Origin of the sequence: Chondrinema litorale, assembly GCF_026250525.1 — a bacterium.
In the GTDB taxonomy this organism is placed as follows: domain Bacteria; phylum Bacteroidota; class Bacteroidia; order Cytophagales; family Flammeovirgaceae; genus Chondrinema; species Chondrinema litorale.
The window spans coordinates 3700798-3726698 of record NZ_CP111043.1; the positions used below are offsets into that span (position 1 = coordinate 3700798).

20 protein-coding genes are annotated in these 25901 nt (G+C 35.4%); 16 read left to right on the top strand and 4 right to left on the bottom strand.

Annotated elements, in window-relative coordinates:
* Positions 1-66 precede the first annotated feature (66 nt).
* Together OQ292_RS15275 and OQ292_RS15280 are read right to left on the bottom strand one after the other, a co-directional pair.
* Entirely contained in the window at positions 67-3825 is a 3759-nt protein-coding gene (locus OQ292_RS15275) for a hydantoinase B/oxoprolinase family protein (RefSeq protein ID WP_284683007.1), read from the bottom strand.
* 14 nt (positions 3826-3839) lie between these two features.
* A complete protein-coding gene (locus OQ292_RS15280; protein ID WP_284683008.1) occupies positions 3840-5018 on the bottom strand; it encodes a trans-sulfuration enzyme family protein in 1179 nt (392 codons plus the stop codon).
* Between the two features lie 504 nt (positions 5019-5522).
* Between OQ292_RS15280 and OQ292_RS15285 the strand changes: the two genes are divergently transcribed.
* From OQ292_RS15285 to OQ292_RS15345, 12 genes are all read left to right on the top strand, one after another.
* The gene (locus OQ292_RS15285) at positions 5523-6128 is read left to right on the top strand and encodes an RNA polymerase sigma-70 factor (RefSeq protein ID WP_284683009.1); all 606 of its coding nucleotides are present in this window, start codon (positions 5523-5525) and stop codon (positions 6126-6128) included.
* Positions 6129-6290: 162 nt separating this feature from the next.
* Positions 6291-7313 (top strand): FecR family protein, encoded by a 1023-nt coding sequence (locus tag OQ292_RS15290; RefSeq protein ID WP_284683010.1) that lies wholly within the window; start codon positions 6291-6293, stop codon positions 7311-7313.
* Between the two features lie 255 nt (positions 7314-7568).
* Positions 7569-7751 carry a hypothetical protein gene (locus OQ292_RS15295; RefSeq protein WP_284683011.1) on the top strand — a complete coding sequence of 61 codons (183 nt, stop codon included), beginning with the start codon at positions 7569-7571 and terminating at the stop codon, positions 7749-7751.
* 171 nt (positions 7752-7922) lie between these two features.
* Complete coding sequence (gene ccoS / locus OQ292_RS15300; protein WP_284683012.1) at positions 7923-8087, top strand: cbb3-type cytochrome oxidase assembly protein CcoS; 165 nt, start codon at positions 7923-7925, stop codon at positions 8085-8087.
* On the top strand, positions 8065-10233 hold the full coding sequence (gene ccoN, locus OQ292_RS15305) for a cytochrome-c oxidase, cbb3-type subunit I (protein WP_284683013.1): 2169 nt from the start codon (positions 8065-8067) through the stop codon (positions 10231-10233). The genes ccoS and ccoN overlap by 23 nt, the downstream gene beginning before the upstream one ends.
* A gap of 254 nt (positions 10234-10487) precedes the next feature.
* Positions 10488-11438, top strand: coding sequence for a cbb3-type cytochrome c oxidase N-terminal domain-containing protein (locus OQ292_RS15315; protein WP_284683015.1), 951 nt, complete (start codon positions 10488-10490; stop codon positions 11436-11438).
* A 132-nt stretch (positions 11439-11570) separates the two neighbouring features.
* Positions 11571-12989, top strand: coding sequence for a cytochrome c oxidase accessory protein CcoG (gene ccoG, locus OQ292_RS15320; RefSeq protein ID WP_284683016.1), 1419 nt, complete (start codon positions 11571-11573; stop codon positions 12987-12989).
* 35 nt (positions 12990-13024) lie between these two features.
* The gene (locus tag OQ292_RS15325) at positions 13025-13477 is read left to right on the top strand and encodes a FixH family protein (RefSeq protein ID WP_284683017.1); all 453 of its coding nucleotides are present in this window, start codon (positions 13025-13027) and stop codon (positions 13475-13477) included.
* Between the two features lie 10 nt (positions 13478-13487).
* Positions 13488-14186, top strand: coding sequence for a sulfite exporter TauE/SafE family protein (locus OQ292_RS15330; protein WP_284683018.1), 699 nt, complete (start codon positions 13488-13490; stop codon positions 14184-14186).
* A gap of 167 nt (positions 14187-14353) precedes the next feature.
* A complete protein-coding gene (locus tag OQ292_RS15335) occupies positions 14354-14803 on the top strand; it encodes a hypothetical protein (protein WP_284683019.1) in 450 nt (149 codons plus the stop codon).
* Between the two features lie 156 nt (positions 14804-14959).
* Complete coding sequence (mtaB, locus tag OQ292_RS15340; RefSeq protein ID WP_284683020.1) at positions 14960-16279, top strand: tRNA (N(6)-L-threonylcarbamoyladenosine(37)-C(2))-methylthiotransferase MtaB; 1320 nt, start codon at positions 14960-14962, stop codon at positions 16277-16279.
* Positions 16280-16466: 187 nt separating this feature from the next.
* Positions 16467-16895, top strand: a complete 429-nt coding sequence (locus OQ292_RS15345; protein WP_284683021.1) for a DUF1801 domain-containing protein — start codon at positions 16467-16469, stop codon at positions 16893-16895.
* A 280-nt stretch (positions 16896-17175) separates the two neighbouring features.
* Here OQ292_RS15345 and OQ292_RS15350 read toward each other — a convergent pair whose 3' ends face one another.
* Entirely contained in the window at positions 17176-18234 is a 1059-nt protein-coding gene (locus OQ292_RS15350) for a quinone-dependent dihydroorotate dehydrogenase (protein ID WP_284683022.1), read from the bottom strand.
* Positions 18235-18357: 123 nt separating this feature from the next.
* On the opposite strand from OQ292_RS15350, the gene OQ292_RS15355 reads away from it, so the two are divergent.
* Complete coding sequence (locus OQ292_RS15355) at positions 18358-19590, top strand: S-adenosylmethionine:tRNA ribosyltransferase-isomerase (RefSeq protein ID WP_348970584.1); 1233 nt, start codon at positions 18358-18360, stop codon at positions 19588-19590.
* Here the strand turns inward: OQ292_RS15355 and OQ292_RS15360 are convergent.
* On the bottom strand, positions 19587-21188 hold the full coding sequence (locus OQ292_RS15360) for a GAF domain-containing protein (protein ID WP_284683023.1): 1602 nt from the start codon (positions 21186-21188) through the stop codon (positions 19587-19589). The genes OQ292_RS15355 and OQ292_RS15360 overlap by 4 nt on opposite strands.
* A 729-nt stretch (positions 21189-21917) precedes the next feature.
* Between OQ292_RS15360 and OQ292_RS15365 the strand changes: the two genes are divergently transcribed.
* From OQ292_RS15365 to OQ292_RS15375, 3 genes are all read left to right on the top strand, one after another.
* Positions 21918-23585, top strand: coding sequence for a sodium/sugar symporter (locus tag OQ292_RS15365; RefSeq protein ID WP_284683024.1), 1668 nt, complete (start codon positions 21918-21920; stop codon positions 23583-23585).
* Positions 23586-23613: 28 nt separating this feature from the next.
* Entirely contained in the window at positions 23614-24768 is a 1155-nt protein-coding gene (galK, locus tag OQ292_RS15370; RefSeq protein WP_284683025.1) for a galactokinase, read from the top strand.
* Between the two features lie 79 nt (positions 24769-24847).
* A complete protein-coding gene (locus OQ292_RS15375) occupies positions 24848-25900 on the top strand; it encodes a UDP-glucose--hexose-1-phosphate uridylyltransferase (RefSeq protein ID WP_284683026.1) in 1053 nt (350 codons plus the stop codon).
* The last annotated feature ends 1 nt before the right edge of the window (position 25901 follow it).

The following is a 25901-nucleotide window of genomic DNA, read 5'->3' on the forward strand; positions in this document are numbered from 1 at the left end:
TGAAAACTATTATGAATATAATGTAAATTAGATATTAATAATATTTTTCACTGGATAAAATACCCTTTACTTGCCATAGCCTCCACCACCCGGAGTAAATATCTTAATAGCATCTCCAGGATTTAAGTTCACTGTTACAATGTTTGGAAGTGCTTCTTCGGTGCCATTGGCTGCTCTTAAAATCTGCATGCCAACAGAGCCTGCTTCACCACCAGCCAAACCATAAGGCTTTTCTACTCTGTGTTGTGTAAGTAAGGTGAGCTCAACCGGAGTAAGAAATGAAATTTGTCTTTCGATTCCATCTCCACCTGTGTATTTACCTTTTCCCCCTGATCCTGTTCTAATAGCGAATTTATCTAACCTTACTGGATAGCGGAGTTCAAGAATCTCTGGATCGGTAATTCTTGTATTCGTCATGTGTTGATGCGTTGCTGATGCACCATTAAAGCCATCGCCGGCACCTACACCTCCACAAATGGTTTCGTAATAGCCAAAGCTTTCATTACCAAACAGTAGGTTATTCATAGTTCCTTGGCTACAAGCCGCTAGTTTTAAAGCTTTAAGCAAGGTATCAGTAAGGCGTTGGCTTGTTTCTGTGTTTCCTCCAGCAACAGCAGGGCAACTCTCAGCATCGCTATGGAAGTCTGGATTAAGGAAACAAACTGGTAAAATTAATTTCACCTTTTCCATTAATCCTTCGTTGAGCGGTACTTCTTCATTGAGCCATAACCTCAACACATATAAAATCACACTTCTTGTGATGGCTTCAGTTGCATTTAAGTTTCCAGAGTGGAATTGAGCAGTTCCTGTAAAATCTATTTGTAGTTGGTTGTTTTCTTTGGTGATTTTAACCTTAATGATTGTTTGATCATCTAGTTTTTCTTCGGCAGAAAACTCTTGATTTTGCAATGAATCAAGTTTCTGCTCAACCAATGAAACAGCATATTGACTGAGCTTTTTCATATAAGCTGCCACTGTTTCAGAACCGAATGTTTTCAACAGGTATTCAAAACTGATTTTACCTGCATTGATAGATGCCAATGAGGCATTTAAATCTGCTATATTTTCTTGAACCGATCTACTTGGATAAGGGCTTTCAGTAAATAGCTGTTCAATTTCTTTCCACTTAGCTTTACCGTTTTTTACTAAATAGGTAGGGGAGATCACCACACCTTCTTCTGCTAGGTTTTTAGCTTTTACAGGGAAAGAGCCCGGAGATATTCCACCAATTTCTGCATGATGGGCTCTATTTGCAACATATCCTGAAATGTTGCCAGCATTATCAAAAATAGCAGCAATTAAAGTAATATCTGGCAAGTGAGAACCGCCATAAGCCGGATGGTTTGTGATTACTACATCTCCTTGTTCAAAATCAATAGCAGCAATGGTTTTTCTAACGCAAAGCCCCATACTGCCCAAATGAACAGGAATATGTGGTGCATTTACGACTAAGTAACCATCTTTGTCTAGCAATGCACAAGAAAAATCTAACCTTTCTTTAATATTTACAGACAATGCAGTTCTTTGAAGCAAAGCGCCCATTTCTTCTGCAATAGCAGTAAATCTATTAGTAAATAGTTCAAGTTGAACAGCTTCTGGCTTCGACTTTTCTTTTTTAGCTTCTTTTGATTCTTCTTTAATACTTTGTTTAAGTAGCGCAGTATTGTTTTGATCTATGGTTAATTCCCAATTAGACTCTATAATAACAGTGCTATTTTTACTAATTAAGAGTGCCGGTTCTTTAATAGAAGCACCTGCTTTTAATTCTTCCCAGATAAATACCGGAATTTCTTTCCATGCTCCGCCAATAAAAGTTTTAATGGTATGAGATTTTTCAGGAGTATGGATTTCTTCAACCGCTTCTAGTTTTTCTTCTTCTTTTTTCTTTGTAGAAGCAATTACCTTTACAGATTCAATTTCAATTTCCCTATCTTCTGGAAGATATCCGTAGAGTTTTTTATATCTGTTATAGTATTCTTCTTTAATATTTACACCTGTTATTATAGGGATTTCTATAGCATAGTTTTGTCCCTTGTATCTAAGATAGATGTATTGTTCTCTAATTTCTATTTCATCATCCAAGTAGCCTTCACTCCTCAACTGATTAAGTGCATCTTCTGATAATTTATGGAGTATAGAATTTAGATATTCTTCTGTATTATCAAAGCTTTTTAAGACCTGTTCTGTAGCAAATCTTTCTACTAAAGCTTGTCCCATTCCATAAGCACTCAACAAACCAGCATCATAAGGAATAACGATGCTATCCATATTGAGTAGGTCAGCAATATCACAAGCATGTTGCCCACCAGCACCACCAAAAGCTAAGAGGCTATATTCAGTAGGATTGTAACCTTTAGAAACAGATATTTTTCTAATAGCATCAGCCATTTTTTCATTGGCGATCTGTAAAAAACCTGTTAGTATTTCTTCTTTATTTTGATGATCTTTTACTAGTTCATTAAAAGTGGCCTGAGCTTTTTCTATATTAAGTGGTATTCCAAAGTTTTTTGGATCAACTCTACCTAATAGTAAATTTACATCTGTGATACTCAACGGGCCATTATTGCCATAACAAGCAGGGCCGGGGAAAGCACCTGCGCTCTCAGGACCCACACTAAATTTAAAACCATCGTATTGGCAAACAGAACCGCCACCAGCAGCAACTGTATGAATGGCTAGAGAAGGAGCCATCAGTCTGGCACCGGCTATTTCTGTTTCATATTGGTAATCAAAACCATCATCGTAACGGGCAACATCTGTACTTGTGCCACCCATATCCAGTGTGATGATCTTTTTGATATTGCTTTTTTCAGCAATTGCGGCTGCACCCACTACACCACCAGCAGGGCCACTCAGTAAACTATCTTTTGGTTTAAAGAATCCTGAACCTGTTAAACCTCCTGCACTGGTCATTATCTTTAGTGATGCATCAGGAATTTTACTAATGATGTTAGAAACGTAATTATCAATTACAGGAGCTAGATACGCATTTATAAGGGCAGTACCTGTTCTAGAGAGAAAATTGATACTTGGTTCTAACTCAGCAGAAGCTGAAATATATTTTATGCCAAAGGCTTTGAGGTATTTTTTTAATTTTTGCTCATGCGTATTATTTAAATAGCTATGCATGAGTGAGATCGCAACTGTATTTATACCTTCTTTTTTTAAAGCATTAATTACTGGTGCTATCTCATCTTGAGAAAGAGGATTTAATACTTGTCCGGATGCATTAATACGTTCGTCTATGCTGATTACCCTTTCATGCAAAACCGGAGTTTTCTGAATATTTAATGCAAAAATGTCAGGGCGGGTTTGGTCTCCAATTTCCATTAGGTCTTCGAAACCCTTAGTAATTAACAAAGCTGTTGGAGCTCCTTTTCTTTCGAGTAAGGCATTTGTTCCTCTAGTAGAACCAACACGCATTGCAACAAGTGGAAGCGTTTCTTCTAGTGCAGTTTCTGTAACCATTCTAGCCGCCATCACAGGAGCTTCTTCATTAGCTGTTATACTAAAAAGAGTTTCTTCTAGTGCAGTTTCCTCTATGGCTTCTTTTAATTGAATGGTTTGCTTTGCCAAATCAACTTTAACTATCGTATAAGTTTGATCTACACCGGCAAAAGAAAGTTGGTAACCTTTAAAAATGTCCTTTTCAACATCCCAGCGAAGGCTGGCTTGAAACACATTATCTGAAAGCTGCTTTTCAAACCTACCTTTTAGTGAACTGTTACTTAATAGTTTAACTCTTTTTACCTGATTGGAAGGAGTAAGGGCAATACAATCTGTAAAAGTACCACCTGTATCTGCCCATATTTTCCAAATCCCCATTTTTATCTGATATTTTATGCTGAAACTTCAATTGCTCTAAAGATATCTTTTTTAATATCTTCAATATGTTCTAATCCGGCAGAAACTCTAATGAGACCATTGCTTATGCCAACTGCAAGTCTTTCTTCTTCTAACAATTTAGAATGTGTAGTAGATGCAGGGTGTGTAGCAATACTTCTTGAGTCTCCTAAGTTGGCAGATAAAGAAACCATTTGTAAGGCATCTAAAAATTTTCTACCTCTTTCTACTCCACCTTTTAGTTCGAATGTTACTAATCCACCACCTTTTTTCATTTGTTTTTTAGCCAACTCATATTGAGGGTGAGAAGCTAAATGTGGGTATTTAACCCAAGCCACATCGTCGATTTTTTCAAGTTCAGTGGCTAATTCCATTGCATTATCACAGTGTCTATCCATACGAACAGCCATTGTTTCAAGACTTTTAGAAAGTATCCATCCGTGGAAAGGAGACATAGAAGGGCCTGAATGTCTAGCCAAAAATCTAACTTCTTTAATAAGATCTGTTGTACCCAAAACGGCTCCACCTAAAACTCTACCTTGCCCATCTATAAATTTAGTGGCTGAGTGAGTGATAATGTGCGCACCAAAATCTGCTGGGTTTTGTATATATGGTGTAGCAAAACAATTATCTACACTAAGTATTATATTGTGTTTTGCAGCTAATTTCCCTAGAGCTTCTAAATCGGCTAAATCTTGTGCCGGGTTAGATGGTGTTTCTAAGAACATTAGCTTGGTATTTGGTTGAATGGCATTTTCCCATTCTTCTAAATTATCTATACTTACATAGGTATGTGATACACCCCATTTAGGCATTAAACTGGTTAATATTTGGTGTGTAGAACCAAATAAAGATCTTGATGCTACAATATGATCTCCCTGACCTACAAAAGCGGCTATACTACAAAACATTGCTGCCATACCAGAAGCAGTTGCAATGCCATCTTCTGTATGTTCTAGCAAGCAAAGTTTTTCTATAAACTCATCGTTGTTTGGGTTCGAATATCTCGAATATATATTGCCTGGTATTTCTTCGGCAAACATGGCTCTTGCTTCTTCAGCATCCTCAAATACAAAACTTGAAGTAGCGTAAATAGGCACAGAGTGCTCACGGTTATGACTTCTTTCTGCTTGGTGTCGTATTGCTTTGGTCTCGAAATTTGAATATTCAGGCATATAAAATGAAATTTTATTATCAATAATTAATTTATGCTGGTTTCAGGTTTTGCAATTGCAAATTATGTCCTGATGTTGTTTAATAATTCAGCAAAAGTAAAGGCTAATTTTAAGAATTAGTTAAAAACCCTTGCACATTTTTGTAGCAATGGCTTTTTTCATTAATTATAGTTAGAGATTAGACCAATATTAAATCTTAAACAAATTGGAAGCTTGCAAACAAAAAGCTTCTTTATATCTTTAGATTGAAAAGGGATTGTAATTAAAATAATATAGTGCTTTTAAATCTAATTAGAAGCTTTTTTTCGTATCATTCATTAAAATGACTTGGTGAAAATTTAAATAGTTTTTTTTTATTAAAAGAGTTGATTTATTTTCACTCAAAGTTTTTTTACAATCTTATATGAGTACATTACTCATACCATAAGTGTTTAATTATTAATGAGTTGTAATCTGATATTATAATTCGAGTCGCAAAAGTTATAAAAGCCAATTATTAAATCAATGAATTTAACGGGCCAGCCAGATAGCGATCAGGATATAATGGAAAGCATTGCCAATGACGATGAGCTGGTTTTTAAAAAGCTTTTTGAAACCTATTACGAAGAGCTCATCCGATTTGCGATTAGACATGTACGTTCTCCTGAAGTTGCAGAAGGGATAGTGCAGGAGGTATTCTTATATCTGTGGGAAAAAAGAAAAGATATTAATCTTAAAAGTTCTTTGCGCTCGTATCTGTATGCTGCCACCAGATACCAGGCAATTTATTTTTTTAGAGAACAAAATAAAACCCCAAAATTAAATGAGATTTCTCAGGGAACAGAAGTAAGCAGTGGTGATGATTCGCAATTACTACTCGAATTTCTCGAAGTAGAAAAAGACCTTAATAAGGCTGTAGATGCTTTACCTCCAAAGTGCAAAGAGATTTATCAATTAAGTAGAGAAGAAGGCTTATCTTATAAACAGATAGCAGAAAAATTACATATTTCAGTTAAAACCGTTGAAAACCAACTTATAATAGCTTTAAAAAGGATTAGGTTGGCTTTAGCTAAGTTTCTAGTGGTTAATCCTATACTAATATTCTTATATTTTATATCAAATGTGTTTTAACAGAACGTTTTTTACAAATTATTCATTTAACCATTTAGGGGATCACGAATAATACCGCTACTATAATATAAAGCTTTTGATTTAAAGTCTGGCTTTATAGATAATACTTGATTGACTAACTATAAATTAAATCTTAAGGAACTGATTAATTAGATAAGAGCAATGAAAGATTTTCGGGAAGTAATTGCCGATTATCTGGAGGGAAAATCACATGGTAAATGTAAATTATTGTTGGATTCGTGGATTTCGCGAGATCAGGATAATAAACACTCTCTCCAGCAGATTTTTGATAAACTTCAGCAAGCAGCCAATAATGCTGAGACTTACAATCCAAATACCCAAAAAGCTTATGATGAGATTTTACTAAAAATTAATTCAAAGAAATCTGCTACCACAGTTTCAACAGATTTTTCGTATAATAACCCTTCCTACAGAAGCATCGCTGCTATAATAATCATCTTGATTATAGCTGCTGTCGCTTTTTTCATCTACCCTCAAAACTCACCAGACGATTGGCTTACTGTTAATAGTTCAAATGAGAATAAAGAATTCTTTTTAAACGATGGCACTCACGTTTGGCTTAATAAAGGCAGTGTATTAAAGTATCCTGCTAGTTTTAGTAATAATTCTCGCGATGTAATTCTTAATGGAGAAGGCTTTTTTGAAGTAGCCAAAAATGAACAACAACCCTTTATTATTAAAACAGCAGCTAACTCTATTGTAGAAGTAAAAGGTACCTCTCTTAATATACGATGTTACGAAGACGACAAAACGGAAGAAATTGCCGTAATGGAAGGTACTGTTGTTTATAAATGTTCTAAAGATTCTCGTCCGCAAGTGGCAATTAAAAAAGGTGAATGTGCCATGTGGAATATGCAGTCTGATAATATTGAACGAACAGAAAAAATAGACCCCAATACCTTTTCTTGGAAAGATAATATTCTACAATTAGACAGTGTAGACTGCCTAACCCTAGAGAAGTCTCTCGAAAGATTTTTCCATGTAGAAGTAATGGTAAAAGATCCGGTACTCTATAATAAGTGCAATGTATCTGCAATTTTTGAAGATAAGTCTTTGGGCGAGGTTTTATCTTATTTGCAAGAGTATGCTGGCATACATGCCGATGTTAAAAAAGATACTTGTTTTTTATGGGGTAAGTTTTGTAAAGATGAGTGTGACGACTAATTAAATTCTCCTAGTAAGCCCACCCACTATATTTTCCTCTTTTTAGCAAAAATCCTGTTTTAGGTCTTAAACATGATTAAAATCATATTTAAGACTGACGTATCTGTGTAATCTGCTTAAACTCTACTATTAGTTTTACATATAGTAAAATACAATACTTGCATGCTTTAAATTAGGTATTTTCTATTTGCTTGTTTAATCTCAGATGCTGCGCATCTGAATACTAAAATGCTAATGTAATCTAAAATTAGAATTATGAACAATACGTTTAAACTCAGGATTTTTTTAGGATTTATCGCGTTAATCGTAGTCTCTGCACTTATTATGGTATTGCTTATAGCAGGAGGCTTTAGTGTAGCCGGAGAAATGATTCTTTGGAGTAGTGTGATTATGTCATTTCTATTTATGCTAACAGCTGCTTATTTATCATCAAGATAATTAAAAAGTAATATCTATTCCGTCTGTAATACTCCATGCTTTTTAGTCAATTTTTTTTGAAGTTGATAAAAGTCATAAAAAGCAATGAGTAGTCTCATGTTGAAAAACACCAGAAAATAATTGATTTGTAACATTATTTCTAAAATTGTTTAACTCCCAAAAAACAGGTGTATGAGTGCTATTTTCCTCCTCATTATTGTAAGCTTAGTAGTAGCAGTGGGATTTCTTGGTGCTTTCTTATGGGCTGCTCATAATGGACAGTATGACGATGACTACACACCATCTATAAGAATTTTATTTGACGACGAGAACTATGAAAAATCCGGAACTAAGTAAGGTTGATATTAAATTCGACCAGTTTTCTTACGATAACGAGATCGTAAGAAAATTTGCCATTGCCACTGTAGTTTTTGGCATTGTAGGGATGCTGGTAGGGCTTATAGTTGCGCTACAATTGGTTTTCCCACAACTTAATTTAGGAATTGAATTTACTACCTTCGGAAGACTTAGACCATTGCACACCAATGCTGTAATTTTTGCATTTGTTGGTAACGGTATCTTCACTGGGGTATATTATTCATTGCAAAGGCTGGTAAAAGCCAGAATGTTTAGTGATAAACTTAGCAATATCCATTTTTGGGGTTGGCAATTAATTATTTTGGCTGCTGCAATTTCATTACCGCTTGGTTTAACAACTGGTAAAGAATATGCCGAACTAGAGTGGCCAATAGATATCGCTATTACTGTAATTTGGGTAATATTCGGCTGGAACATGTTCGGTACTATCCTTAAAAGAAGAGAAAGACATTTATATGTAGCTGTTTGGTTTTATATAGCCACATTTGTAACAGTTGCAGTACTCCACTTAGTTAACTCATTTGAATTACCTGTCAGCATAATGAAGAGTTACTCTTGGTATGCTGGTGTGCAAGATGCTCTTGTACAATGGTGGTATGGACACAATGCGGTGGCATTCTTCCTTACTACACCTTATCTAGGTTTAATGTATTACTTCGTTCCAAAAGCAGCGAAAAGACCAGTATACTCATATCGTTTGTCAATTATTCACTTCTGGGCGCTGATATTCATATACATTTGGGCTGGTCCTCACCACTTATTATATAGTGCTTTACCAGACTGGGCTCAATCTTTAGGAACTGTATTCTCAATTATGTTGATCGCTCCATCTTGGGGTGGTATGTTAAATGGTTTATTAACATTACGTGGTGCTTGGGATAAAGTAAGAGAAGATCCAGTTCTTAAATTCTTAGTTGTTGCAGTTACAGCATACGGTATGTCAACTTTTGAAGGTCCAATGCTTTCATTAAAAAACTTCAACGCAATTACCCACTTTACAGACTGGACAATCGCACACGTTCACGTTGGTGGTCTTGGTTGGAACGGTTTCCTTACATTCGGTATGCTTTACTGGTTAATCCCTAAACTATATGGAACAAAACTACACTCAACAAAGCTTGCAAACTTCCATTTCTGGATTGGCACACTAGGTATTTTATTCTATGTATTACCAATGTGGTGGGCAGGTTTTACTCAAAGCTTAATGTGGAAAGAGTTTACTCAAGAAGGTATGTTGGCTTACCCTAACTTCCTAGAAACTGTAACTCAACTAAAACCACTTTACGCAATGAGAGCTTTAGGTGGAGCATTCTATCTAACTGGTGTAATCGTGATGGTTTACAACTTAGTTTCAACTGCTAAAGCTGGTAAGTTTATTTCAGAAGAAACTGCATCTGCACCAGCACTTACTAATGAGATTGAACACGTTCACAACGAGTTCTGGCACCGTAGCATCGAAAGAAAACCAGTTCAGTTATTAATTCTTAGCTTAATTATGATTCTGATTGGTGGTATTGTAGAGATGGTACCAACATTCTTAGTAGAGTCTAACGTACCTACAATTGCCAGTGTAAAACCATATACTCCACTAGAGTTACAAGGTAGAGATATTTACTTGCAAGAAGGTTGCTACAACTGTCACTCACAAATGATCAGACCATTTAGATCAGAAACTGAGCGTTACGGCGAGTATTCTAAAGCAGGGGAGTTTGTATACGATCACCCATTCCAGTGGGGATCTAAAAGAACTGGTCCAGATTTGCACAGAGTAGGAGGTAAGTATCCAGATTCTTGGCACTACAACCACATGCTCGATCCGGAGTCTATGTCACCAAACTCAATTATGCCTCCTTATCCTTGGTTGTTCGATAAAACCATCGATAAAGCTTCAACACCAACTAAAATTGAAGCAATGCAGACATTGGGTGTACCATATGCAGAAGGTTATGCAGAGCAATCAATTGCAGACCTTGAAAAACAAGCAGCAGCTATATCTGAAAACTTAAAAAGCCAAGGAATTGAAGTAAGTAGCGACAAGCAAATTGTAGCACTAATCGCTTACCTACAAAGACTTGGAACAGATATAAAAGCTGAAAAAACTTCAAGTGCAACTGCAATTAACTAAAATTTAAACATAACAGCCGGGTGTGAGCCCGGCACTAAAAATATTGCCATGTTAAAATTTGTAAAACATCATATGGAGAGCATCTTCGGGATAGAAATCTACCCAGTAATCTCTCTAACAATCTTCTTTGTATTTTTTGTAGTTATGTTCATTTACGTGATGAAGATATCTAAAAGCGAGATACAGGAGATGGGAAATTTACCACTCGAAGATGAATAGTTGGCCAAGGATGCTTATTTAAAATTGATCTGACAATGAAAAATATATTTAGAATTTTACTTAATAAGAAGTTGCTTGCAATGGGTGCTGCATTGTTGTGGGGGGCATCTTCTGCTACCGCGGCTGACACTGCAACCGGTAGCTTAAAAGAAATGGCTTCAAACGATTCATTTCTATGGATGATTTTAACGCTTGAAATTATACTCATCTTAATCGGACTTGTGCTCATAGTTGTAATTCTTAAAATGAAGAGCATTTTGTTTGGAGTTGAAGAAGCTGAAGGTGCTGAAGCAGTTGAATCTGTTAGTTTCTTCGAGAAGTGGGCAAGCAAATTACAAGATGCTGTACCAGTAGATAGAGAAGAGGAAATTATGACAGACCATGAGTACGACGGCATTATAGAGTTAGATAATAACCTGCCACCGTGGTGGAAAATGTTGTTCAACCTTTCAATTCTGTTTGCTGCTATTTATATCGGTATTTATCACTTATCTGATGCTGGTCCATCTTCAGAAGAAGAATATCTTACAGCAATGGAAGAGGCGAGGATAGAAGTTGAGGCTTTTATGGCACAAAAAGCTAACTCAATAGATGAGCTAAATGTAGTAGCTGTTAGCGATGAATCTGCCTTAGCAGAAGGAAAGCAAATTTTCCAAACTAGCTGCGCGGCATGTCATGGTAAGGAAGGACAAGGTGGAGTTGGACCTAACATGACAGATAACTACTGGTTGCATGGAGGAGATATTAAAGATGTGTTTAAAACCATAAAATACGGAGTGCCCGAAAAAGGTATGATTTCATGGAAAACACAGTTGAGTCCATCACAGATGCAGAGTGTAGCAAGCTATATTCTTACTTTGGTGGGAACAAATCCTCCAAACCCGAAAGATCCTCAAGGCGATTTGTATGAGCCAACCGAAGGCTCTACAGACGCAGTAAGTAGTAATAAAACTGTAGAAGATAACAACATCTCTATGGTAAACTAAATATAGCATTTACTAGCAGAAATATCATCTAAGCCGCACTTATAAGAGTGCGGCACATTTAGGCGTAACACATGAATAAATGAACATTTGTGATATTATTACTAACATTAAATAACTAAAACCATTAAAATCATGCAAGGGATATATGAAGAAGAACCAGTCTCAAGTTTCAGAGATTCCCTTTCAACAATTGACAAGGAAGGTAAAAGAGTTTGGGTTTACCCTAAAAAACCAAAGGGTAAATTCTATAATAAAAGAACGCTTGTAAGCTATTTGCTTTTGGCATTTTTATTCTCCGGACCATTTATTAAAATTGGTAGCGAGCCTCTTTTAATGCTGAATATTCTAGAACGAAAGTTTGTAATATTCGGTCAGATTTTTTGGCCACAAGACTCTCATTTGTTTGCCCTGGGTCTTATATCGATTGTATTGTTTGTCGTACTGTTTACAGTAGTTTACGGAAGAATTTTTTGTGGCTGGGTTTGTCCCCAAACCATATTTATGGAAATGGTATTCAGAAAGATAGAATACCTAATAGAAGGTGACTGGAAGAAACAGCAAAAGCTTAGTAGCCAACCTTGGAATTCAGAAAAAATAATGAAGAAAGGGACTAAGTTTGCCATCTTCTATCTAATATCCTTTTTTATTGCAAATACTTTTTTAGCATACATTATTGGTATAGATGAATTGCTAACTATTATTACCGATCCTCCCTCTGAGCACCTTGCCGGTTTAGGTATCATTTTAATTTTTAGTGCTGCATTTTATACTGTATTTGCTGTATTAAGAGAGCAAGTTTGTACAACTATTTGTCCTTATGGTAGGCTGCAAGGTGTGCTATTAGATAAAGATTCTGTAGTAGTAGCTTATGATTATGTAAGAGGAGAAGAAAGAGGAAGATACAGAAAAAAAGAAGATAGAGCAGCTTTAGGCAAAGGCGATTGTGTTGATTGCCACCAATGTGTACATGTATGTCCGACAGGTATAGATATCAGAAATGGTACACAGCTCGAATGTATTAACTGTACTGCTTGTATGGATGCCTGCGATAGCGTAATGGACAAAATTGGTAAGCCAACAGGTTTAATTCGCTATGCATCAGAAGAGAATATCGCTAAAAAGACTCCTTTTAAAATGTCAACCCGCTCTTGGGCTTATACAGGAGTACTTACATTGCTAGTTGCTTTTGTTGCTATATTACTTATTACCCGCTCCGAGGTTGAAACCACTATTCTTAGAACACCGGGTATGCTGTTCCAAGACCAAGGCGATAACAAGATTAGCAACTTGTATAACATCAAGATTATCAATAAAACTAATCATGCGCTTTCAGTAGATGTAAAACTGATGGACGAGCCTCTTAATGGAGAAATTAAGCTGGTTGGTAATGAGCTAGTAGTTGATAAACAAGGAGTTACCGAACAGGCAATGTTTGTGATACTCGATAGAGATGTTCTTACCAAATTAAAAACCAAAATAGATATTGGTATATACTCAGAAGGAAAACTCATAGAAACTGTTTCGACAAATTTTATGGGACCTGCTAAATAAATCTAAGTTCAATTAAAATCTAAAAGAATATTAAAATGAGCACTTTTAAATTTCACTGGGGTTACGGAATTGCTTTGTTCTTTTCCAGTTTTGTTGCATTTATATTATTTGCTGTATTCAGCAGCACTAAAGAAAATATTCATCTGGTAACAGAAGATTACTATGCAGAGGAGTTGGCATATCAGAATAGAATAGATGAAATTAAGAATACAAATAGCCTAAATAGTCGCGTGAGTATGAGAATGATTAATGAAGCTCTTGAGATTTCTTTCCCAACCGATATGGTGGGGAAAGATCTTGAGGGTAGTATTTATCTTTTCAGACCCTCCGACTCTGGGCTTGATAAGCAATTTGATATTGCTATAAATGAAGAAGGTTTGCAGCAAATTAATACAGATAAGATTACCAAAGGATACTACCGAGTAAAATTGGAGTGGGAGATGGATGGTAAATCTTATTTTGTTGAAGAACCATTTTACATTCAATAAGTAAACTGTTATGGAACTCTGGACTGCTTTAACTATTGGTGCATTAGGTAGTTTGCATTGTGCTGGTATGTGCGGACCAATTGCACTGGCTGTTCCTGTAATTGGCAAAGGAAGTTCTGCCGCGTTTTTTTCCAGAATTATTTACAATGCTGGTAGAATTTCTACCTATGCATTAATGGGTGCTTTCTTTGGTTCTGTTGGCTATGGAGTAGCTATATGGAGTACTCAGCAAAACTTGTCAATTGTATTGGGGGCACTTATTGTAATTTCTGTAGTGGTACCATACAGCCTGAAACGCTTTTTTAATTTCAATTTTATGATTTCGGGCTTTATCGGGAAACTCAAAAAAAACATGGGCCTTTTGCTTGGTAAAAAGAGTATACATACTGTGTTTTTAATTGGTTTTCTAAATGGTTTTTTGCCATGTGGCTTGGTGTATTTAGGCATTGCTGGCGCAGTTGCAGCTGGCAGTGTGGCTGATGGGGCACTGTATATGGCTGCTTTTGGTTTCGGTACTTTGCCTATGATGTTGCTGGTTTCTTATCTCGGAAAACTAATTGGTCCAGGCTTTAGAATCTTTGTGCGTAAGTCTTTACCAGTTGTAGTTGTATGCTTGGGTGTTTTATTTATTATGAGAGGCTTAAACTTGGGTATACCTTATATCAGTCCTAAGGCAAATCATGCGCACAGTGTGAGTATATGTCATTAATCGTATAATAATACTTAACAAAAAGAAGAATAGATCATTAAATATTGAAGATTATGGGTATTTTTACTAACTTAATTGTGGTAAGAGTACCCTTATTTTTTGTAATTAATTTTTTCTGAAAGTTTTTTATCTACATACAATTAATGTTAACTCAAACTGTAATAAATATGAAAATCGCATTTTTTTTACTTACTGCTTATTTTTTTTCTGCAATTTCTTTGGAACCATTTCAGATTACAGAAGACGCTCGTAAATTCTTAGATAACCATGAGATATCATATGTGAAAAAGAAAAACAATGTGATATTCTTTAATCAGGATGATATGTTTGAATATCGTACCGTAGTTGAAAACTGTGGTCAAATCATGCTCAAGAAGAATCAACTGATAATAAATTACAGCAAAGGCCAAATCAAATTTGCTTTTGATGGTAAAGAGTTTTTGCGTTACCACCGAAAAAACGAGAGCGAAAACTGGGAAGGATATAGGTTGAGACTCGACCCAAGAGCACTTACAAATAAGAATACATCCTATTTTATGTTCGAAACAAACTTAGAAGAGTTTCAATACCGCATGCTCGAAAGTGCTGCCGAGAATCTTTCAGACATTCAGAAATAGCTGATATATGCCATAGCTATTTCAGGTAAGCTACATTTTCTTTAACTTTGCAAATTGTTTCAAAAAACACCTTTTTATCTATTACAAGAAACATAAAACAGGTAAAAAGGTGTTTGCTGATAGATATATATTCTATCAGCTTAAAAAATAATTAAAATGAAGAAAGTAGCTTTTTATACCCTAGGTTGCAAATTAAATTTTTCGGAAACCTCTACCATTGCCCGAATGTTTGAAGAGCGCGGTTATAAGAAGGTTTCTTTTTCAGACACTCCTGATATATTCATTATCAATACCTGCTCTGTAACAGATAATGCTGATAAGAAATGTCGTAAAGTGGTGCGAGAAGCAAAAGCTATTTCACCAAATGCTTATGTATCTATTATCGGTTGTTATGCTCAATTAAAACCCAAAGAAATCTCCGAAATTCCGGGTGTAGATGCTGTGCTTGGTGCAGCCGAGAAGTTTAGACTATTAGATTTACTCGATGGATTTGTAAAACCGGAAAAGGCTCAAGTGTTTGCTTCTGAAGTAACAGAGGCTAATTCTTTTATAAGTGGTTATTCAATGAATGACCGTACCAGAACTTTCCTAAAAGTACAAGATGGCTGTAATTACAATTGTACTTTTTGTACTATTCCATTGGCTCGTGGCAAAAGTCGTAGCGATACTGTTGAGAGTGTATTGGTAAATGCCAGAGAAATTGCTGCTACCGAAGTAAAAGAGGTGGTTTTAACCGGAGTTAATTTGGGCGATTTTGGTATTGTAGAAGGCAGAAGGCAATTCCGTTTTTATGATTTGGTAAAAGAGTTAGATAAAGTAGAAGGTATTGAACGTTACCGTATTTCTTCTATCGAACCCAATTTGCTAAGCAACGATATTATTGAGTATGTTGCTGAATCTAAAAGGTTTGTGCCTCATTTCCATATTCCTTTGCAGTCGGGTAGCGATAAGCTGCTTAAACTAATGCGCAGAAGGTATGAGAGACAATTATATGCCGACAGAGTTGCCAAAATTAAAGAACTTATGCCGCATTGCTGTATTGGTGTAGATGTAATTGTTGGTTTTCCAGGAGAGACAGAAGAGGACTTTTTGGATACTTATCATTTCCTTAATGAGTTGGATGTTTCATATCTGCATGTATTTACATATTCAGAGAGACCAAATACGCCGGCAATTGATATGGAAGGTGCTGTTCCACAGAAAACCAGACAGAAGCGCTCAAAAATGTTAAGAAGTCTTTCTCACAAAAAGAAGAGAGCTTTTTATGAACAACATATAGGTGGTCAAGCAACAGTGCTTTTCGAGAATGATGTTGAAAATGGAATGATGCACGGTTTTACCGAAAACTACATCAGAGTAACTGCTAAGTACGATCCATTATTAGTTAATGAGCTAAAACAAGTTCAATTAGTTAGGTTGAATGATGATGGTTATATGGAAGTTGAAGAACCAGAACTTGTTTACGAATCGCATTAAGAAAGATCATATTTAAAAATATATTTATTGAATTAATCCGATTGGGAATCAATTTCCTAATCGGATTTTTTATTGGGTATTCCTTAAGACATTCCCCCTAAATCCATCCCAATTAAAACTTCGTAACTCTTTTACGATCTGCCTACTTAATTTTAATATGATTATTCACTTTTAAAAATATTGAGCTATGGCAAAATCTGATATGAAAACTACTTTGAATGATGGTGATGTAAAGAAATTTATAAATTCAATAGAGAATGAAAAGCGTAAAAAGGATGGTTTTTCTACTCTTAAAATTATGGAAGAGGTTACAGGTCTATATCCAAAAATGTGGGGGACAAGTATTGTCGGTTTTGGTCAATATCATTATAAGTATGAGAGTGGAAGAGAAGGTGATTTTTTTATGGTGGGTTTTTCTCCTCGCAAGCAAAATCTTACAATTTATATTATGCCCGGTTTCGATAGATACGAAACACTAATGAGTAAACTGGGAAAATACAAAACTGGCAAATCTTGCTTATATATTAATAAGTTAGAAGATGTGGATATGAAAGTGTTGAAAGAGTTAATAAATGAGTCATTTCTGTACATGAAGAAAAAATACGATAAAGATTAAAAATATTTAAGCTTATAAATGGAAAAAGCCGCTTCAAAGAAACGGCTTTTAACAACCACAATTATTAAAACTACAACAATCAAATATTTTAAACTTATAATCTATATCGTTACAAGAAAATTAATTTGACACATGATGATTTTACCAAGGGTTGTGCCAGTGAGTTTAAGTATCTGAATGTCAATTAATTATATTTAATTTCATTTTTTCTATTAAAAGTTACCTGTCCGCTATCGTGATAGCTATGTTCGTATTCGAACATTTTAAAAACCAAGTGTTTTTAACCTGCAAGTCTGTTAGTGTTTTTTTTATATTTTTTCACTTCTTTATTGATTTTCTTTATCAATCCTGGCCCTTCATAGATAAATCCAGTGTATAGCTGTACCATGCAAGCTCCTGCTTCCAACTTCTCGATTGCATCTTTAGCACTGTGGATTCCACCAACTCCGATAATGGTGAGTTTTTTTCCAGATTTCTCATAAAGGTACTTGATCACTTCTGTAGATCGGGCAGTTAGTGGTTTTCCACTCAACCCTCCGTTTCCTATTTGGTCAATTGTATCTTTAGAAGTAATTAAATTGGCTCTGCTTATGGTTGTGTTGGTTGCAATTATTCCAGATATCTTTGTTTCTTCTACAATCTCAATAATATCATCTAACTGGCTATCTGCAAGATCAGGTGCAATTTTCAGAAATACTGGTTTTGGCTTTATTTGCTTTTGATTCTCCGCTTGTATTAGGTTTAATAGTTTGGTTAGCGGTTCTTTGTCTTGTAATTCTCTTAAGTTAGGAGTGTTTGGTGAACTTACATTTACTGTAAAATAATCTACATATTCGTATAAACTTCTGTAGCAAATGAGGTAATCCTCTTCAGCTTTTTCATTTGGTGTAATCTTGTTTTTGCCAATGTTCCCACCAATCACAATACTTTTATCTTTCACCTTTTTTAATCTATTTACTGCCGATTCAACACCTTCATTGTTAAAACCCATACGGTTAATTATACCTTCGTCAGCTTTTACTCTAAATAAGCGAGGTTGAGGGTTTCCCGGCTGGCCTTTTGGGGTTACAGTACCTATTTCGATAAACCCGAAGCCCAGTGCCGATAGTTCTTCTATCAATCGGGCATCTTTATCAAAACCGGCAGCTAAACCTACAGGGTTCGGAAACTTTAAACCATCAATTTCCACTTGCAATTCTGGTGAATTACTTTGTGTAATAGCTTTGTAGATTGGTTTAACTAGCGGAATTTTAAATAAAAACTTAATACAACTGAATGTAAAGTGATGAATCTGCTCTGGAGGAAAGAAAAATAGGAATGAACGGATAACTTTGTACATATTTTATATCAGATAAATTTTGTTCGCTTCAAAGTTAGGTTGTACAATGGAATTTACAGAAACAATTTGGCAATGAGTAGAATTAAAAAATTATAATAGTTAGATTAATTAAGAAGTATTTCAGTGAAAGAGATTGATGTAAAGCTTGAAGATTACCAATACTTGTTACCGCAAGGAAAAATAGCAGCTTATCCTTTAAAAGAAAGAGATAGTGCAAAACTGCTTGTGTATAAAAATGGAGAAATTTCTCACGATACTTTTAAGCATTTAGGTAGCTTTTTGGATAAGAATTACAGCCTGTTTTTTAACAACACCAAAGTGTTGCCTGCCAGAATGCATTTTAGAAAAGATACGGGAGCGATAATAGAGGTTTTTCTATTGCATCCTGAGCAACCGACTCGCATTGTACAAGAAGCCATGTTGGTTAAGAATGATGCTGTTTGGGCTTGCACCATTGGTAATTTAAAGCGCTGGAAAGACGGACAGGTATTAAGCAGGCAATTAGTAGTTGATGGGAAAGAGGTTGAATTGCATGTGCAAATTGTAAATAGGGACAAGCGTTGGGTAAAATTTAGTTGGAATCAAACAGATTCGGCAAGTGGAGACTTAAATTTTGTTGATGTGGTTGAAGCTGCTGGAAATACACCTTTGCCGCCATATTTAAACAGAGCCGCAGAAGATATTGATGAAACCGAATACCAAACAGTTTATGGCAAAAAGGAAGGAGCAGTAGCAGCTCCTACAGCTGGTCTTCATTTTACAGATAACATGCTAGAAACTTTTAAAACTGAAGGTAGATTGCTCGATGAATTAACGTTGCATGTGGGTGCTGGAACTTTCCAACCAGTTAAAGTAAACAACATCAAAGAGCATGAAATGCATTGCGAACAGATTGTAGTTTACAAGTACAACATAGAGAACTTACTGCAATCTAAGAAAATATTGGCTGTTGGTACCACTTCTATGCGCACAATGGAGAGTATTTATTGGTACGGTGTTCAACTAATAAAAGGAGAAGCTGAAGAGCAAAACTTATTCATTAAAAAGCTCTATCCATATCTGTATGACGACGCTGAATTGCCGAGTAGAAAAGAATCTTTGCAAGCAGTATTGGATTATATGGAAGTAAATCTGTTAGAAGAAATTACAGGAGAAACTGAGATTCTGATAATGCCGGGTTACGATTTTAAAATCTGTGATGCATTAATCACGAATTTCCATTTACCAGAAAGTACACTCATTTTACTAATTGCTGCTTTTATTGGTGAAGACTGGCGAAAGGTATACGATATCGCATTAAAAGAAGATTATCGCTTTTTAAGTTATGGAGATGGCTCGCTATTAATTAGACATTAAGCATCTTTTTTGAAGGTGAGTAGTTCTGATTCTAAAGCTTTTATTTGCTCATTTCTTTGCTGTAATAACTGTTTTAGCATTGTAGATTGCTCACTTTCTTCTTCTATTTTTGTATTCATATATTTAATCTGATTACGCATTTGCGCTTCCATTCTGTTGAGTTGTTGCTCTTTTTCTTCGTAAAGTGTAAGCGTTTCTTCAAGCTTAATCTGATTGTTTTTTTCATCTGTTACATCATAACACATCAAAAATATTTTACCCGGTTTACCCTGCTGATTGTTTATTACAGTAAAAATTCCTTTTATCCATTTTTCATCAGCCTGCTTATCTAATATAAGAAACACACCAGTTTTAATCGTATCGTTTAATATTTCACTCCAAAAATCACTTTTAGTTTTATCTACAAAATAATGGTTGAAATTTGTACCACGAATATCTTGAAAAGTGTAACTAGTTAGCTTTTTAAAATTAGTATTTACATTAATAATTGTACCGTCAGTCTCCAACTCTACAGTAACCAAGCTCATATTAATGGCAGCGAGTGTCCCTTCCATTTCGGAGTTAATACGGGCAATTTCGCTTTGTGTACTCGACATAATATCCATGTTCAAACGCATGGCTTCTTCCTGCGTTTTTAACTGGTTATTGAGTTGTTGAGCTTCTTTTAAAAGTTGATTGGTTTTAAATTTAGCTTTCGCAGAGTTAAGCGAAATAGCAATTTTCTCTGCAATGGTTTCTAAAAACCTGATTTCGTATTCTTTAAACTTTTTAAATGATGAAATTTCAATAATCCCCTGTAATGAGTTTTGAAATTTAAGTGGGATTATTATAATACAAACAGGTTTGGCTTGTCCTAAACCTGAATTAATATGAACATAATCTTCCGGTGGGTTATCTATTATAATGCTTTTGTTTTGTTGGGCAGCTTCTCCAACTAAACTTTCTCCAACTAAAAAGCTTTTAAACTTTTCTTTTTCATCTGCAGAGCAGCCAAAACTACCAATTAAGTCTAAATGAGCAGTTTCGGTTATATTTTCTGTTTCAGCAATTATATAGAAACAGGCTTGCAATGCATCAATATAATTAACAATTTTATTGAGAATGTTATCAGCCAGTTCTTCAATATGGTTACTGTCGATTAAAGATTCTGTAATGGCGCTAATGCCATTGTTAATCCAGTGGTTTATCTTGTTTTCTTCATGGATATTTTTGAGGTTCTCACGCATGTTGAAAAGTGCCTTTCCGATAAGGTCATTTTTCTTAAGTTCATATTCAGAGTCAAGGTTGTTTTGTGAAATGTTATATGCGAGTTGAGTATTTACTTCTATATTTAGCTGATCTTCCAGATAAATGCTGTTTTTAATGTTTTTGAGGTTTTGTCTTTTTAGGTAATTGGCAGTAAAAACACAAAGTAGAAAGTGTGTGCAGTCAAACAAATAGGTAATTATCCATTCAGTAGTAGAGAGTTCCTTGTAAATATTTTGCGAATAGTACTCTATGTTATTGGTTGTGTGAATGTAGTCTGTAAGAATGCTTCCGGAGTTTATAAATAAGCCGGCAATAAAGAAGGTGAGTAAAACCTTCCAGTTCTGAAACATTATGAGGGCGGTCAAATATAAGAAAAATACAAAATGTACATAAAAGTGCCCATAGGTCTGTATCGTGTATTGTAGGTAAAAAAGTGCCAGTGTTATCCCAGAGATATACTTGTAAAAAGTGCTTCGGGGTGGAAAGATTTCTTTTACTCCAATGAACATTGTAATGTTTAAAAAGCCCATTACAAGAGCCAGCACAAAGTTATGAAAGTAAAATGCCAGTGCTATACCAAGAAAATAAAAAATAAGGAGCATATAGAAAAATATGCTATTTATTTTTTTAAAATAAGAATTGGTAAATTGTTCTACCTTTTCTTCAGGTGGAATGAAATTACTAAAAGTCATATTCCCTTGAGTGCTCAGCCTTAAAAATAATTTTACAAAAAATACAGGAATGTAATCTCTTGTTTGGGTTTTTATTGAGTTCAACGATTGAGTATTGTACTTATTTTTAGGTTACATGTGGATTTTGGCTTATTTTAAAAACAGACTAGCCCTGCACAGAAAAATAAAGAGTTCACAAAAATTAACTTGAAAGATGTTCTTGGTTTCTGTAATTTTTTTTTAGCTTTAAAAAATCGAAAAAAATGGCTCTGAGAGCAATCTAAATCGATTACAGAGAAATATATTTTGAGAATATAAAAGTTTAATTTACTTTTAAATCTACAATTTTTTCTTAGTATTTTTCTAAAAAAATGATTTCAAATTATCTAAATTTTTAAATAGTAAAATATGAATTTCTCAACTATCGATGTACTTGTCTTCATTGGGTACTGTCTCGTGATTATAGGTTTGGGATTATGGGTTTCCAAAGACAAGAAAGGGCATACAAAAGATTCTAAAGATTACTTTCTTGCCAGTAAATCTTTACCATGGTGGGCTATAGGAGCATCACTAATAGCATCAAATATTTCAGCAGAGCAATTTATTGGTATGTCAGGTTCTGGTTTCGCAATGGGACTGGCAATATCTACATACGAATGGATGGCAGCTGCTACACTTATAATTGTAGGTAAATTCTTTCTTCCAATATTCCTGAAAAAAGAAATTTATACCATGCCACAGTTCTTACAGCAGAGGTACAACGACACTGTTAGAACCATGATGGCCGTTTTCTGGCTACTTGTTTACGTGTTTGTAAACCTTACTTCAGTACTATACTTAGGTGCATTGAGCCTTGAAACGGTAATGGGAATTCCTTTACAATATGCAATTATTGGTTTAGCAGTTTTTGCAATTGTTTATTCAATTTACGGAGGTTTAACAGCCGTTGCATGGACAGATGTTGTACAGGTAGTTTTCTTAGTAGCTGGTGGTTTAGCAACTACTTATTTGGCATTAGACATCGTAGGTGAAGGTGATGCTTTTGCAGGTTTAGGCTTACTTAGAAAAGAAGCAGCAGATCACTTCTCCATGATACTTTCACAAGGAGAGATGATGATTCCGGATGGAAAAGGTGGAGTAAGAGATGCTTATCTAGACTTACCGGGTTTAAGTGTACTTGTTGGTGGTATGTGGATTGTAAACCTTAATTATTGGGGATGTAACCAGTACATTACACAAAGAGCGCTTGCTGCTAAAAACTTAGACGAAGCGCAAAGAGGGGTATTATTTGCAGGTTTCTTAAAATTATTAATTCCACTTATAGTAGTTATTCCTGGTATTGCAGCTTACATCATTGTTCAAAATCCAGATATGTTGCAACTAACAATGGATAGAATCGGTGTTGATTTCCAAGCAGCATTAACTGATGAAGCTACAGGCTTAATTAAATCTGATAAAGCTTACCCAGCATTATTAAACTTGTTACCTACTGGTCTTAAAGGTGTTGCATTTGCTGCCTTGGCTGCTGCTATCGTGTCTTCTTTGGCATCTATGGCAAACAGTACTTCTACCATTTTCACAATGGACCTTTACAAAAACTACTTTAACAAAAATGCTTCTGAGGCAAACCTTGTAAGAACAGGTAGAATTGTTTCTCTAGTTGCGTTTTTCATTGCAGCACTAGTAGCACCACAATTAGGTGTACTTGATCAAGCATTCCAGTTTATTCAAGAATATACAGGTTTCGTTTCTCCAGGGGTATTAGCAATATTTGTTTTTGGTTTCTTCTGGAAAAGAACTACTGCTGCCGCTGCATTTGCCGCTGCAATCTTAACAATTCCATTGTCTGTTCTTTTCAAATTTGCAACTCCAGACTTACCATTTATCGACCGTATGGGAATTGTATTCCTCATTATAGCAGTGATAATGATTATCATAAGTTTGATGAGTAAAGAAAAAGAGCATCCTAATGCCATTGAGTTAAGCAGTGGATTATTCAAAACCAGTCCTAAGTTTAACATTGGAGCATTATTGATCTGCGGTATACTCGCAGCATTGTATGCTATATTCTGGTAATTTGATACGTTAACTAAAATTGATTTAAATGGATTATCAAGCAATTATTAGCCAGTTCGAGAAATTGTATAAAAAGGAGCCCAAACTTTTTAGGGCTCCTGGTAGAATTAATCTTATTGGTGAACATACAGACTACAATAACGGCTTTGTATTACCCGCAGCAATCGACAGAGAAATAGTATATGCTATTGCTCCAAACCAAAGTGATATTTGTAGAGTGTATGCAATGGATTTAGGAGAGGAAGACGAAATCTATCTAAATAGCCTTAAAGAATCAGAAAAAAGGTGGAATAACTACCTAATAGGTGTAATAGCAGTTTTAGCTGATAAAGGCTTAAAAGTAAGTGGTTTTGATTGTGTATTTGCTGGATCAATTCCAATTGGTGGAGGTTTATCTTCATCTGCTGCTTTGGAGTGCGGCTTAGGAGTTGCACTAAACGAACTATATGGTCTTGGTCTCAACAAAAGAGATATAGCATTTACTGCACAAAAAGCAGAGCATGAATTTGCTGGTGTTAAATGCGGTATTATGGATCAGTTTTCAAGTATGTTTGGCGAACTTGGTAAAGTATTCAGACTCGACTGCCAGACTTTAGATATCCAATACTTCCCTTTCAAACAAGAAGGTCTTAAAATTTTATTGTGCGATACAGGAGTAACACACTCATTGGCTAGTAGCGAGTATAACAAGCGCCGCCATGAGTGTGAAGCTGGTGTAGAAGTAATTAAAAAAGCAGGTTACAGCGATGTAAAAACATTAAGAGATGTAAGTCTTGAGGTAATCGCTGAGTTTGAGTCTAAAATGGACAGTGTAGTTTACTATAGATGCTCTTATGTAGTAGAAGAAAACAACAGAGTATTAGAAGCTTGTAAAATGCTAGAAGCAGGAGATATGGAAGCTTTTGGTAAACTGATGTATCAGTCGCACGAAGGACTTAGCAAAAAATACGAAGTGAGCTGTAAAGAACTTGACTTTCTAGTAGAATATACTTTAGATAAAGACAATATTCTAGGTTCTAGAATGATGGGAGGCGGTTTTGGTGGTTGCACCATCAATATTGTAAAAGAAGAAGGCCTTGATGAATACGTCGAGAAAATTTCTGAAGCTTACAAAGCAGAAATAGGTATTCCGCTCAAAACATTTATTACTGACATTGTAGACGGAGCAGGCATTGTAGATTAATACAAGCCTGCCTTTTTGTATTTATTCGAGTAGATACATGAAAGAAACCTTAATCATGTAAATTGAAAATAGAAATATTATGTCATCATTTATATTAGAAGATCATCCGCACAGAAGATACAATGCGCTCAGCGGCGAATGGGTGTTGGTTTCTCCTCACAGAGCTAAACGTCCGTGGCAGGGGCAAGTAGAAAAGGGAGGGAATGAAGATCGTCCGGAGTATGATCCAAAATGCTACCTATGCCCCGGAAACGACCGGATAAATGGTACTGCAAATCCAGAATATAAAGATACTTATGTGTTTCAAAACGATTTTGGTGCTTTAATAACAGATACTCCATCGGGTACTGTAGACGAGGGCATGCCAGATCTTTTTAAAGCAGAAAGTGAAAAAGGAATTTGTAGAGTAATTTGTTTCTCTCCACGACACGACCTAACACTACCAGAAATGGAATTGCCAGCTATTGAGAAAGTTGTGCAATTATGGAAAGAGCAATACGAAGAATTATCTAAACTGGATTTCATCAATCACATCCAGATATTCGAAAACAAAGGAGCTGTAATGGGCTGTAGTAATCCTCACCCACACGGGCAAATTTGGGCACAGCAAACCATTCCGGGCGAAGTGCAGCAAGAGTTAATTCAGCAAGAGGCATACTTCAAAAAAAATAAAAGTATTCTTTTGCTAGATTATGTAAATCGCGAGCTTGAGTTAAAAACAAGAATTGTATTTGAGAATGAGAGCTTTGTTGCTTTGGTACCTTTCTGGGCGACATGGCCATTCGAAATGATGATTCTACCAAAGAGAAAACTGCAACATTTAGGTGAGTTTACATCAGAAGATATCTCTAACTATGCAGATATTTTAAAGAAGCTTACCATCTGTTACGATAATTTATTCGAAACTTCATTCCCATATTCAGCAGGTATACACCAATTACCTACTGACGATAAAAATTATGTAGGCTTACAAATGCACATGCATTTTTATCCTCCATTACTAAGATCAGCTACAGTAAAGAAATTTATGGTGGGTTACGAGATGTTGGGTGAGGCTCAGAGAGATATTACACCAGAAACAAGCGCTCAGAGATTGAGAGATTTGCCAACTACACATTATAAGTCAAATTAAT